This is a genomic window from Gammaproteobacteria bacterium (assembly GCA_032250735.1).
In the GTDB taxonomy this organism is placed as follows: Bacteria; Pseudomonadota; Gammaproteobacteria; order SZUA-152; family SZUA-152; genus SZUA-152.
This window is the reverse complement of record JAVVEP010000016.1, coordinates 1-13,450: the sequence shown is the minus strand read 5'-3', so window position 1 is coordinate 13,450 and position 13,450 is coordinate 1. Positions and strand designations below refer to the sequence as shown.

Here is a 13,450-nt window from a genome sequence, read left to right as displayed (position 1 = left end):
GGACTAGTCCGGCAGCACCACGGTGGTGGTCTCGAAACCGCGCGTCGATTCGTCCACCAAGGCGAATTCGTGGCTGCCGACCTTCACCACCTCGCCGTGCTTGAGCATATGCCGCTTGACCGCCTTGCCGTTGACCGTGGTGCCGTTGGTGCTGCCCTGGTCTTCGATGTGCACGTCCAGCAGGCCTTCCATATAGACACTGGCGGCGACCGTCAGCAGGGCATGCTTGCCGCTGACGGTATCGTCATCCAGCCGAATGTCGCACTCCGGCCGACGGCCGATGAGCCAGTTGCCTTCCTGTAGCGTGATATCTTCCAGAAATTGGCCGTCGCGGGAATGCACAAGTTTGGGCATGGTGTGAAACCTCAAATGATTGAAATCAACAGGGAATATACTAACAAGGCGCATGGAAAGGATACCCTTCAATCAAGACCGTCAGCAGCAGGGATGCTGCTGTCGAGCGTACACGGATGTATTCTCAGCGCGTCTTGATTGAAGGGTATCCTTTTCATGTGACTCAATAACAAGTGGCATCTATTATGGCGTGAATGTCGGGACTCGATCAACGCGGCCCGCCCAGCGCCGCCAGCAGCACGGAGATATTGTCCCGCCCACCCCGCCCATTGGCGAGATCCACCAGCCGCTGCGCGGCCGCCGCCCAGTTACCCGCCGCGGTCACCAGGGTGTCCTCGATGGTCGCATCGTCCACCAGATCGGTGAGTCCGTCCGAGCACAGCAGGAACACGTCGCCCGCCCGGGTCTCCAGCTCCTGCACCTCGGCGACGACCCGCTCGCGGATACCGACCGCCTTGGTGATCACGTGGCTATAGGGATTGTTGTCCACCTCTTCGGGGGAGATCACGCCCTTTTCCAGCAGCGCGCGCACCAGGGAATGGTCCGCCGTCAGTTGTTCCAGGCGGCGGCCACGCAGGCGATAGACCCGCGAATCCCCCACATGCGCCACCACCACCCGGTCACGGTAAAACAGCGCCAGCACCAGGGTGGTGCCCATGCCCTGACGGGCGGGATTGGCGGCGGCATTGGCAAAGATCGCCGCATTGGCGCCATTCACGGCGCGACGCACCAGAGTGGCTTGTCTGCTCACGCCCTTGTTGGCACGCAGCCGCAGGGGGCCGGACAGGGCCGGCACCAGGGTGGCCAGCAACTGTTCGATACACAGGCGGCTGGCGACATCGCCGGCATTGTGCCCGCCCATGCCGTCGGCGAGCATCGCCAGGCCATGGCCGGCATCCCAGGCGATGGCATCCTCGTTATGCTCGCGGGCACGCCCAGTATCCGTCAGGCCGCATAGCTGTAGGCTGAACTGTGGCTGCATCGTATTGGTGGTCTCATCCAGTGACATAAACACTACCCTCTTTACAGCTGCTCGGCGCAGCGCCTGATCGCCTCGGCCATGGCCTGACCATTGGCATAACGCTTGTCCGGCTGCTTTTCCAGGGCCCGGTTGATCATGCGGGTCACGCAGTTCGGCAGTTGCGGGCGCAGCTTGCGGATGGGCCGGGGTTTCTCGTGGGTGATCTGATACATCAGGCTGGTGAGCGAGTCGCCCTCAAAGGGCAGCTGCCCGGTCAGCAACTGATACAGGGTAACGCCCAGCGAAAACAGGTCCGAGCGCCCGTCCACCTTTTTGCCGGCAATCTGTTCCGGCGACATATAAAACGGACTGCCCAGCACCGTGCCGGTGCGGGTCCGACTATTATCCGTTAGGCAGGCAATACCGAAATCGGTCACCTTCAGCTGGCCCCGGTCGAGATCGAAAATGATATTGCCGGGCTTCACATCACGGTGCACCACCTTCTGCGCATGCGCATAATCCAGCGCCTCCGCCACCTGCACGCCGATGGCGAACACCTGGGCGATGGGCAGCAAGGCCTCGGGGCGCACATGCCGATCCAGGCTTTCGCCGCTGATGTAATCCATGGCGATATAGGCCAGGTCATGCTCCTCGCCCACGTCGTAGATGGTCACGATATTGGGGTGATTGAGCCGCCCGGCGGTCTCGGCCTCCTGAAAAAAACGCCGCCGCACCTCGGCCAGTTGCTCGCTCTCGAATTCCTCGCTGAAGGCCAGGGTCTTGATCGCGACCGTGCGGCTGATGCGCGGGTCGCGCCCCAGATACACCGTGCCCATGGCGCCCCGACCCAGTTCGCGTTCGATCTCATAACGCCCCAGTACCGGCCGCGCAACCGCGGGATCGTCCACCACCAGCCTGGTGGAGGCATGGGAGATCGTGGTGCTCGCCAGGCTGGTCTCCGGCAGCGACTGATGCCGGGCGCGGCGTTCACGGATATCGCGATAATTATCGTCCTGCTCGGCGATGCGCTCGTACACCGCCAGGGCCTTGGCGAACTGGCGGCGGCGTTCAAAATCCAGCCCCAGCTGATACAGCGCCTCGCGCAGGGCCTCGCCCCCCGCCTCCACGGTCAGGCGCCGGTGGGCCGTATCCAGCCGCCCCTGTGCGCGCAGGTTATTCGACAGCTCCACCAGGGCCAGGTCACGCGCATCACGCAGCCGGTAATAATGGCCGCCGATGCGGCGATGTGCATACAGCAGGCTGTGTCCCAGCAGCAAAAACAGCACCGGCAGCCCCAGCGGCAGGCTGGTATTGCGCAGGATCAGCAACAGCAACTCGGCATTGAGCAACAGGAAGGCCAGCCCCAGGCCCACCGCCAGCCCCAGGCCGCTGCGCAGGCGGGCGGGCAGGATCAGCAGATAGACAAGGATCAGCAGCAGCACGCCACGCTGCACGCCTAACGACCAATAGGGAGCCGAGACAAAGGTCACATTGGTCAGCGCATTGACGGTCCGTGCCGACCAGTCCAGCCCGCTGCCCCGCATGCCCCCCGGTAACAGGGCGCTGTCGGCCGGCGCCGTGTCCGCCAGCCCCACCAGCACGGTCTTGCCCCGCAGCTGTTGATTGGGGATATCCCCCGCCAGCACGGCCTCGGCCGACAGGCGCGGAATCGGCCGGGAGGCGGACGAGAGGCGGGGATAGATCCGCAGAGCGGCGTCCGTGGCATACCAGGCGGTGCCGATTTCCAGCCCCGTTCCGGGGTGCACCTTGATGGCGTCCATGGGCACGCCCAGGGCGGTGGCGGCCAGCGCCAGCTCAAAGCCGGGGGTATAACGAGAATCAGGTGACTCCCCGTTGCGCAGGGCCAGCGGGGCAGACACCAGCACCGCGGGCAGCGGGCGAGCGAACAGGGCCGAGCCCGCCACAACGGCGTTAGCGGAAAAAATCGCCAGCGGGGTGGTGTCGACGACGAAGGGCGGGGCCGCCGGCCACGGGCCCGGCGACAACACCGGCAGCAGCCAGGCCAGGCGGTTGGCCGGGGCCTCCACCGCTAGCGCCGTATTCGACACAAACGCCGGTGTTGCTGCCAGTACCAGCCCGGGCAGCGCGGCCAGGGCGGCCTGCAATTCGGCATCGGGGTCCAGCTGCCGGCGCAGCTGTGGATCTAACGGTGCGCCTGACTGTGCACTTAACTTTGCGAGCAGCTCGGCACTGAGCGAGGTCTGGGAGCGGTGCAGCGGCACAGCTATACCCACCGCCGCCACCCTGGCGGATTGCAGACGGGTTAGCAACTCGGCCAGCAGCGGGTAGGAGACCTGACGGTTTTCCAGCGTCACCAGCAGTGTATTGACCGGCGTCTCCGCCGCCGGCACCACCGCGCTCAACTGGGCATACAGCCAATGCTCCAGGCGCTGTGCGCCCGGCATAAAGCTCCAGCCCAGCAGGCCCAGCCCCAGCAGCAACACGAGAATACGGTGCCGTCCCAACACCCTTGGCAACGTCCTTAGCAACGCCCTTAGCAACGAAAAATCCCCACCATCAAATGATGATCCCCACCCTGAATTTGTCTTATTCCATATTTCAGCAGGATATCAATAACCTGAGTCCGTGCATCCATCACATCGACCCGCGCCGCGCCCAGCTTGAGGTGGCGAGCAGCCTCCTAGAAACCGGTCTGCCGTTTTGCCGCGGACGGGTCGACTCTCAGCAGCAGACCGGCGCCCAGCAGGAACAGGCCGATAATCGACACCATCCCCCAGCGATGACTGCCGCTGGCGAGACTCACCACACCGATCATCAACGGCCCCAGCACGGCGGCAAACTTGCCCAGCATGTTGTAGAAACCAAAAAATTCGGCCGACTTGTCCAGCGGGATCAGCCGGGCGTAATACGAGCGGCTCAGGGCCTGCACCCCGCCCTGCACCAGGCCGATGGTCACCGCCAGGGCATAAAACTCGGCGCTGCTGTCCATGAAAAAGGCCCCCAGGGTGGCCAGCACGTACACCGCCAGCGCCAGCAAGATGCCCCTTTTGGCCCCCTCCCCGTCCGCGCCGAGGTGCTGGGCCAGATAGCCGAAGGCGATGGTCGCCGGCAGGCCCACAAACTGGGTGATCAACAGGGCGGTGATCAGGTCCTCCTGCGCCAGACCGAGGGACAGCCCGTAATCCACCGCCATGCGCACGATGGTGTCGACGCCATCGATATACAGCCAGTAGGCCACCAGAAACAGCACCACCATGCGCAACTGGCGCAGGTGCTGAAAGGTCTCGATCAGCTGCCGGTAACCCGCCCGCGCCACCGCCCAGCCGGAGGCTGCCTGGGGTGCGGGCCGCTCCCTGACCCACAGCAACAGGGGCAGGGAAAACAGCGCCCACCAGATGGCAACGCTCAGGAAGGAAAGACGCACCGCCTCGGCGGCGGAGGCCAGGCCAAAACTCTCCGGCGACAGGGTCATCGCGACATTCAGCCCAAACAGCAGACCGCCCCCCAGATAACCCAGCGCATAACCCAGCGCCGAGACAAAATCCCAGTCGTCCTCTTTTGCCACGCCCACCAGCAGGGCGTCATAAAAGATATTCGCGCCCATGAAGCCGATGGTCGCGGTCACGAACAGCACCAGGGCCGCCAACCACTCACCCTGTCCCACGCCGTACAGCGCCGCAGTGGCCACCATGCCAGTCAGCGCAAACAGCAACAGAAAACGCCGGCGCAGACCACCCCGGTCGGCAATCGCCCCCAGCAGGGGCGCGATCAGCACGATCACCAGACTCGCCGCGGCATTACCGATGCCCAGATGAAAGGTGCTCTCGGTACTCACCACCCCCGCGCTCCAGTATTGCTTGAAGAATAACGGGAAAAAGCCAGCCAACACCGTCGTGGCAAAGGCCGAATTGGCCCAGTCATACAGGGCCCAGGCAATGGTCGATTTGTGCAAGGAGTGAAATTTCACAGCGGTCATCGGTTTTTGATCAGTGGCCGATTGTCCATCAGCCGAGGTCAAATAGAAACACCAAGGTAGTGCCGAGTTTTGAGTACCGAGTTTTGAGTACCGAGTTTTGAGTACCGAGTTTTGAGTACCGAGTGTCGAGTAAAAGCCACAGACCGTAGGGCGCAATAACCGAAGGGCATTGCGCCGTATCCCCGACGCCAAGATAGTGCCAAGTAAAAGCCACAGACCGTAGCGCGCAAAACCTACTGCAACTTGCCGGCGATGTAACCGGTGGTCCAGGCGGCCTGGAAATTATACCCGCCGGTGATGCCGTCAATATCCAGCAGCTCGCCGGCGAAATAGAGATTGTTGCAGACCCGGCTTTGCAGGGTGGTGGGATCGACGCTCTCCAGGCTGATACCACCGCAGGTGACGAACTCCTCCCTGAAGGTGGTCTTGCCCTGCACCGCATACACGTCGTTACTCAACACCTCCACCAGTTTATTCAGCCCCTTGTTGCCGAGCTCACTCCACTTTTTCTGCGCGGGCAGGCCGCCCTTCTCCAGCAGGTAACGCCATAACCTGTCGGGCAGGTCATAGGGGCGGATGCTGGTGAGGAGCTTTTGGGGATGGTGCTCGGCAATGTTTTTCAGGTCGGCCATCACCACATCGTGGCGCGGCACATTCACCCAGTTCACCTGGATGTTGAAGCGATAGTCCCGCTCACTGAGCAGGCGTGCGCCGAACGCCGACAGTTTGAGGATCGCCGGCCCGCTCATGCCCCAGTGGGTAATCAACAGCGGACCATCGGCCTTCAGTCTGCTGCCCTGGATTGCCACCAGGGTCTTTTCCACCACAATGCCCATTAACGCGGTCACCGGCTCGGTCGGCATGTTGAAGGTAAACAGCGACGGCACCGGCGTCTCGATCTTGTGACCCAGGTCTTCCAGCCATTGCAGGTTGTGGCGTTTCGGACAGCCGCCGGTCGTGACAATCACCTTATCAAACACCCTTGCGGCCGCCCCCGGCGGCGCGAAATCCAGACTCAGCCGGCCATCGAGCGGCCGGATCGCCGTCACCCCCATCCCGGTCTCGATGCGGACCTGGCATTTTTTCGCCTGGCCGAACAGGCAGTCGATGATGCTCTGCGAATTCTGCGAGGCGGGAAACACACAGCCATCCTCCTGCACCACCAGCGGCACGCCCCGCGATTCAAACCAGTGCATGGCATGTCTGTTATCAAACAGCCGAAAGGCCTTTTTCAGGGCCTTGCCGCCGCGGGGATAGGCCGCGGCGAGCTGCTCGATGGTGTCGCAGGCATTGGTGACATTGCAGCGCCCACCGCCCGATATCCTGACCTTGGCCAGCAAGCGTTTTGATTTCTCAAACAGGGTGACCGTGGCCGCGGGATGATTCTCCTTGACGGCGATGGCTGCAAAAAAGCCGGCCGCGCCGCCGCCGATGACAGCAACCTGCACCGGAAGGGCGCTCGGCCCGGGTCGGGATTCAGGGTTTCCTTTCATGACTTACTCGGCGATGATGAACAGATCGACAGTAGCAACCGGGCCGCGAAAACAGTATCACCAACGCGCGCACAAACAAGCATCGATACCGTTCCCTCCACTTCGCCCCCTCACTTACTAACAGTTATCGTCCCATGGCTACCGGCCAGCGATCTGCCAATGCCACCCCCCTCCTGGCGCTATCCGAGCCGCGTCTGGCAGTCAGCAAAAAAGTGGCTACACTTGCTGAACTCTTCCACCCACAATGGCCATCGAGCTTGCGCGAAATCACATCCCTAATGCGGCAGAACACACTGAGCCGCTATCAACGTACCGATGATAACAGGGTCATGGTTGAGATTGACGCCGGCAGCATCAAGGATCTCTACAATGATTTCGACAAACATGCGCCCTACGTCAGAAAAGAGCTGGATGCCGGACTGGTCGACTATCTGATCGAATCGGTCACCGAGATCGGCAAGGAAGACTTTATCATCCAGTTTCGGCTCGCCCAGTTGGAAGATGACAACCTCATGGAACGGGTGAAGATCAGTATCCACAACTATTTTTTATACCTGGTTGAACGCGAGCATCGCGAGGTGAGCAGAATGCTGCGCACCTCGTTGATCTATTTTATTATCGGCATCGTCATCCTGTTCCTGTCGTTCTGGATCAATCACCAGATCACCGATCACGACACCTTTATCGCCCATGTCCTGACAGAGGGGCTCAATGTCGCCGCCTGGGTCTCGCTGTGGACCGCCATCGCGACCTTTCTGATCAACTGGGTTCCGCAACGCAATATCATCAAGGTCTACAAGCGTATCTCGCACGCGCCGATATTTTTTGTCGCCGACACCTGAGTTCCCGGTCCAGGGCCTGTGACAGCATTGCAGGCCATCGCCGGCCGAGTGTGCTTTAATAAACGCCGATAACGGCGACAGGCCACGGCACAAGACACGCAACCCTCGCACATGGAAACCTTACGCAAAAAACTGCTGGCGCTCGACGGCAAGGGCTACAAGGCCTACAAGGCGATTGCCGGGCTTTATCAGATAGCCGATTTTGACCTCAGCATCGATCATGTCCAGGGCGATCCCTTCGCCACTCCATCACGCATCAGCGTGCGGCTGGCCGCCGGGCTGGCGGGCTTTCCCGAGGCCCTGTGGCAGACGGCGGTGCGCCGCATCGCGCTGGAGGATTTCATCGCTCGCGCCGTGCAGGACGGCATCCGCCAGCACGTCAAGGGTCGGCGCGGCAGCGGCGGCAGCGGTGAGATGCACATCTCGGTGAGTGGCCAGCAGGTGCTGGTGCGCAATGCGGTCGCGGTGAACGCCGAAGGTGTCGAGGCCCGCCTCACCCTCGGCCTGCCCGCACAGGGGCGGCGGGCGGCGGGACGCGAGGCCATCGCCATGCTGCTGGAGGAGCTGCCCCGCGTGGTCAAGGCTGCCCTGTACCACGACAGTCTGGATGCCGAGCGTGTGCGCCGGCATGTGCAGAGTATCGAGGATCAGGACGCCCTGCGTCACTGGCTGGCATCGGCCGGACTGGTGGGCTTTATCGCCGATGGCTCGCTGCTGCCGCGCGCCAGCGGAGTGGACGACCGCCCGCTGAGCCGGGACGCGCTGCGCTTTGCGGCGCCGGCCTCGCTGGCCCGCAGCGTCGAGCTACCCAATGCCGGCCCGCTGCGCGGACTGGGCATTCCGCGCGGCATCACGCTGATCGTCGGCGGCGGTTTTCATGGCAAGTCGACCCTGCTGCATGCCCTGGAACGTGGGGTGTACAACCACATTCCCGGTGACGGCCGCGAACGGGTCGCCACCCTGGAAGATGCGGTGAAGGTGCGCGCGGAAGACAACCGCGCCATCGCCCGGGTCAACATCAGCCCCTTTATCGACCACCTGCCCTTTGGCCGCGACACCGTCTCCTTTAGTACCGAAAACGCCAGCGGCAGCACCTCGCAGGCGGCCAATATCATCGAGGCCCTGGAGTGCGGCACCCGCCTGTTGCTGATTGACGAGGATACCTCGGCCACCAATTTCATGATCCGCGACCAGCGCATGCAGGCCCTGGTCGCCGCCGACAAGGAACCCATCACCCCGCTGCTGCACCGGGTGCGTGAGCTGTATGAACAACACGGTGTCTCCTCGGTGATCGTGATGGGTGGCTCGGGCGATTATTTTGACGTGGCGGATACCGTGATCATGATGGATGCCTACGAGCCACGGGATGTCACCCAACAGGCCCGGGCACTCGCCGACCCCGGCGTGCAATACCGTAGCCCGGGCCGCCCCTTTTGCACCCCCACCAGCCGCCGACCCATGGCCGATGTGCTCAGCCCGGCACGGGGCAATCGCGCGGTGAAGATCGATACGCGCGACACCCGCGAGCTGCTGTATGGCGAGCACCGTATCGACCTCAGCGGCGTCGAACAGCTCATCGACAGCGGCCAGACGCGCAGCATCGGCCTGATGATTCACTATTTTGCACAGCACTATGCGGAGGAAGGCGAGAACCTGCTCAGCGGTCTGCGGCGAGTGATGGCCGATGCCGAGCAGCAGGGCCTGGATGTGTTCAGCGAATACAAGATCGGCAACCTCGCCCTGCCCCGGCTGCATGAACTGGCCGCGGCGATCAACCGGATACGCGAGGGCCACTGGAGCGGATGAACTTTTGATCTCCGCTCGATATCCAAATTTTTACCGCTCAATCGACCGGCCATCCATGCTTTCGCCACCGAGGAAAAACCACCCAGCCATGCGCTCTTCCATTATCAGTCTGAGTCTCGCCGCCATCATCGGCATCGTTATCGGCCTGCTGTTGCAGTCACCGACTCCGGCCCCGCCCGGCTCGCCAGCCCAGGCCACCACGACTAACCGCGAGCTGACGCAAACACTGGCCGCGCTGGCACAGCAGCTTGAGCAGGAGACCCTGGCTCGACAGCAACTGGAGGGCGAGGTCGCGACGCTGGGCAAGCGGCTGACGGTGCTTGCCGGTTCTGCCAACGCTGCTGCCTCTGTCGCCTCTGCCATCAGTACCGAAATCGACAAGACCCCTGCCACGCCGCCGACGGCGGACGAGGCACCGGCGACCGCAGCACAGGCCCCCGCGACGGCGTGGTTCAATCAGCAGGCCCTGATCGATGCCGGCATGGCCGCGACAGAGGCCGAACAGTTAAAGACCCACTTTGAGCAACTGGAACTGGAGAAACTCTATCTGCGCGATCAGGCCATACGTGAAGGCTGGTCGGGGGCAAAACGCTACCGGGAGGAGTATCAGAAACTGGAGGCTAAGTCCGCTAACATCAAACAGACACTCGGCGAAAACGCCTATGACGCCTATCTGTTCGCCGCAGGGCAGGCAAACCGGATTGCCGTGCAAAGCGTACTGTCCGGTTCCGCGGCCAGCCTCGCCGGCATGCAATCGGGGGATCAGGTGATTCGCTACAACGGGGAGCGCATCTACAACGGCCAGGATCTGCGCAACGCCACCACCCAGGGCGACAGCAGCGAGAGTGTGTCGATCGAGATCCTGCGCGACAAGCAGGTGATGCAGTTTTATGTGCCGCGCGGCCCGCTGGGCATTCGCATGAATTCGATCAGCGTCGCACCGTAACCATAACTAGAAACTTACAAATGGATCGGTCGACCATCCACCGCCAGCGCCGCCTCATGCACCGCCTCCGACAGGGTCGGATGGGCATGCACGATACGCGCGATGTCTTCCGCCGAGGCGGCGTATTCCATGGCGACCACGGTCTCGGCGATCAGCTCCGAGGCATTCGGGCCGTAGATGTGCACGCCAAGAATCCGGTCCGTGGCGGCATCGCTGAGGATCTTCACCATGCCCGCGGTTTCACCGGCGGCGTGGGCGCGGCCACTGGCGGCAAAGGGAAACACGCCGCTCTTGAAGGCAACCCCCTCGGCCTGTAACTGCTCGCTGGTGGACCCCACCCAGGCCAGCTCCGGCCAGGTGTAGATCACCGAGGGAATCACCGTGTAATTGAGATCCGGCCGCTGTCCGGCAATCCGCTCGGCCACCGCAACGCCCTCTTCCGATGCCTTGTGCGCCAGCATCGGCCCGCGCACCACGTCGCCGATGGCATACACCCCCGGCAGGTTGGTGCGGCAGTCCTCATCCACCTCGATGAAGCCCCGGGCATCCAGCGCAAGCCCCGCCACCTCGGCACCGATTGCGCCGCTGTTCGGCGTGCGCCCGGTGGCCACCAGCACGCGGTCAACCAGCAGGCGCTTTTCGCCCTCGGCCGTGCGGTAGGTCAGCGTCACCTGTTTGGCCGTCGATTTCACCGACAGCAGTTCCGCCCCCAGGCAGATGTCCATGCCCTGCTGCTGTAGATTGGCCTGCACCGCCCTGGCCAGCTGCTGATCCACCTGCTTGAGAAATTTGTCGCCGCGCACCAGCACCGTGGTCTTCGCGCCCAGCCGGCTCCATACACTGCCGAGCTCCAGGCCGATCGCGCCGCCACCGATCACCGCCAGCCGTTTGGGCACGCTGTCAAAGGCCAGCGCACCGGTGGAATTCACCACCCGCTCATCGTAGGCCACGCCTTTGAGTGCGACGGGAGACGATCCCGTGGCGATAATAATCTGCGCGGCCTGATACACCTGCGCCGCGCCATCCGCCCCCGGTTCAGTGACCGCCACGCGCCGCTCGCCCAGCAGGGCGCCATGCCCCTTCAACCAGGTGACCTTGTGTTTTTTGAACAGCAGGGCGATGCCGCCGGTCAGGGTCTCGACCACCTTCTGCTTGCGCCGCATCATGATCGGCACGTCGATGCGCAGCTCGCCGGTGCTGATGCCGTGGTCGGCAAATTCATGTTGGGCGCGATGAAAGTGGTGGGTGGTATCCAGCAGAGCCTTGGAGGGAATACAGCCGATATTCAGACAGGTGCCGCCCAGTACGGACTCGCCCCGGGGATCAAGATAGGCATCGACGCAGGCCGTCTTCATGCCCAGCTGGGCACAGCGAATGGCGGCCACATAACCCCCCGGTCCTCCGCCGATAACCATCACATCAAAATCGGACATGGTATTTTCCCTGTATTTATTATTGAGTCACATGGAAAGGATACCCTTCAATCAAGACACGCTGAGAATACATCCATGTACGCTCGACAGCAGCATCCCTGCTGCTGACGGTCTTGATTGAAGGGTATCCTTTCCATGCGCCGTCTTAAGTATCCCGAACATTTCCCGTAAAAATACCACAACACCGAGACTATAACTCCAGCAACAGACGGGCCGGATCTTCCAAGGCATTCTTGATCGCCACCAGAAACAGTACCGCCTCATGCCCGTCAATAATACGGTGATCATAGGACAGGGCAAGGTACATCATCGACCGCACCACCACCTCGCCCTCTTCCACCACCGCACGCGGCTGAATATTGTGCATCCCCAGAATCGCGCTCTGCGGGGGGTTCAGGATCGGCGTCGACAGCATGGAACCAAAGGTGCCGCCATTGGTGATACTGAAGGTGCCACCGGTCAGCTCATCGAGGGTCAGTTTCCCCTCGCGGGCGCGCAGCCCAAAGTCCGCGATGCCCTTTTCGATATCGGCAAAACTCATCTGTTCCACGTCACGCAGGATGGGCACCACCAGCCCCCGCGGCGAACCGACGGCGATGCCGATGTCGTAATAACCATGATAGACGATGTCCTGACCATCCACCGAGGCGTTGATCACCGGGTACTGTTTCAGCGCCTCGGTCACGGCCTTGGCAAAAAATGACATGAAGCCGAGCTTCACGCCGTGGGTCTTTTCAAACGCCTGTTTGTATTTGCTCCGCAGCGCCATCACCGGGTCCATATTCACCTCGTTAAAGGTGGTCAAGATGGCCGCCGTGTTCTGCGCCTCTTTCAACCGTTCGGCGACACGCGCCCGCAGCCGGCTCATGGGCACCCGCCTTTCCATACGCCCCGCTGCGACTGTTTCGCGGTTGTCCCTACGCGGCTCTGATCGGTCTGTCTCTGATTTGTTCGCTTGCACTCTGTCAGCTTCCGATCTGTTTGTGTGCGATTTGTTTGTTACCAAGTAATCGACAACATCCGCCTTGGTGATCCGCTGATCCTTGCCGGTGCCGCTCACCCGCGTGGGGTCGATATTATTTTCGGCGGCCAGCTTGCGGGCGGCCGGGCTCAGATAGATCTCGATCGATTTCGCATCGACCCGCGGCGCGGTCGCCGCCACCCCGCTGAGCCGTGAAATGGTTGCCGGGGCATTGGTCTGGCCCTCGTCCACCGTCGCGGCCTGCGCCTCGCTGTCAATGATGGCAAGCACCTCATCCGCGACCACCACGGCGCCTTCCTGGCGCTTGATGCTCTTGAGCACGCCATCGCCCGGCGCCACCACCTCCAGCACCACCTTGTCGGTTTCCAGGTCGACCAGACTCTCGTCCCGGCGGACGATATCACCGACCTTTTTATGCCAGCTCACCAAGGTGGCATCGGCAATCGATTCCGACAACACGGGCACCTTAACCTCGATGAGCATATGTATTCTCCACGCTGTATTGCCTAACCATAATCATGTGTCCCTGGATTCATATCTAAAGTCATATCTACTAACAAGGCCATGGAAAGGATACCCTGCAATCAAGACCGTCAGCAGCACGACTGCATGGATGCAGAAGGTAGAGTAACGCAGGAGCAGTTACCGAGGGATGCTGCTGTCGAGCGTACATGG

General features: G+C 62.1%; 10 protein-coding genes. 3 read left to right on the top strand and 7 right to left on the bottom strand.

Annotated features, from left to right (window positions below; all coding sequences use genetic code 11):
* Positions 1-3 precede the first annotated feature (3 nt).
* The 5 genes from RRB22_10195 to RRB22_10175 all read right to left on the bottom strand — a co-directional run bounded on the left by RRB22_10195 (position 4) and on the right by RRB22_10175 (position 6,721).
* Positions 4-354, bottom strand: a complete 351-nt coding sequence (locus tag RRB22_10195; GenBank protein ID MDT8384776.1) for an FHA domain-containing protein — start codon at positions 352-354, stop codon at positions 4-6.
* Positions 355-562: 208 nt separating this feature from the next.
* The gene (locus RRB22_10190; protein MDT8384775.1) at positions 563-1,363 is read right to left on the bottom strand and encodes a Stp1/IreP family PP2C-type Ser/Thr phosphatase; all 801 of its coding nucleotides are present in this window, start codon (positions 1,361-1,363) and stop codon (positions 563-565) included.
* Between the two features lie 14 nt (positions 1,364-1,377).
* Positions 1,378-3,804, bottom strand: coding sequence for a protein kinase (locus RRB22_10185; protein ID MDT8384774.1), 2,427 nt, complete (start codon positions 3,802-3,804; stop codon positions 1,378-1,380).
* Positions 3,805-3,977: 173 nt separating this feature from the next.
* Positions 3,978-5,273, bottom strand: a complete 1,296-nt coding sequence (locus RRB22_10180) for an MFS transporter (protein ID MDT8384773.1) — start codon at positions 5,271-5,273, stop codon at positions 3,978-3,980.
* Positions 5,274-5,506: 233 nt separating this feature from the next.
* Complete coding sequence (locus RRB22_10175; GenBank protein MDT8384772.1) at positions 5,507-6,721, bottom strand: NAD(P)/FAD-dependent oxidoreductase; 1,215 nt, start codon at positions 6,719-6,721, stop codon at positions 5,507-5,509.
* 374 nt (positions 6,722-7,095) lie between these two features.
* On the opposite strand from RRB22_10175, the gene RRB22_10170 reads away from it, so the two are divergent.
* From RRB22_10170 to RRB22_10160, 3 genes are all read left to right on the top strand, one after another.
* A complete protein-coding gene (locus RRB22_10170; protein ID MDT8384771.1) occupies positions 7,096-7,608 on the top strand; it encodes a hypothetical protein in 513 nt (170 codons plus the stop codon).
* Between the two features lie 111 nt (positions 7,609-7,719).
* Positions 7,720-9,414 carry an ABC-ATPase domain-containing protein gene (locus tag RRB22_10165; protein ID MDT8384770.1) on the top strand — a complete coding sequence of 565 codons (1,695 nt, stop codon included), beginning with the start codon at positions 7,720-7,722 and terminating at the stop codon, positions 9,412-9,414.
* Between the two features lie 88 nt (positions 9,415-9,502).
* Positions 9,503-10,360, top strand: coding sequence for a PDZ domain-containing protein (locus RRB22_10160; protein MDT8384769.1), 858 nt, complete (start codon positions 9,503-9,505; stop codon positions 10,358-10,360).
* A gap of 14 nt (positions 10,361-10,374) precedes the next feature.
* On the opposite strand, the gene lpdA is transcribed toward RRB22_10160, so the two are convergent.
* Positions 10,375-11,793: a dihydrolipoyl dehydrogenase gene (gene lpdA / locus RRB22_10155; protein MDT8384768.1), complete on the bottom strand. Its 1,419-nt coding sequence runs from the start codon at positions 11,791-11,793 to the stop codon at positions 10,375-10,377.
* Between the two features lie 190 nt (positions 11,794-11,983).
* Positions 11,984-13,258, bottom strand: coding sequence for a 2-oxoglutarate dehydrogenase complex dihydrolipoyllysine-residue succinyltransferase (gene odhB / locus RRB22_10150; GenBank protein MDT8384767.1), 1,275 nt, complete (start codon positions 13,256-13,258; stop codon positions 11,984-11,986).
* Between the last annotated feature and the right edge of the window lie 192 nt (positions 13,259-13,450).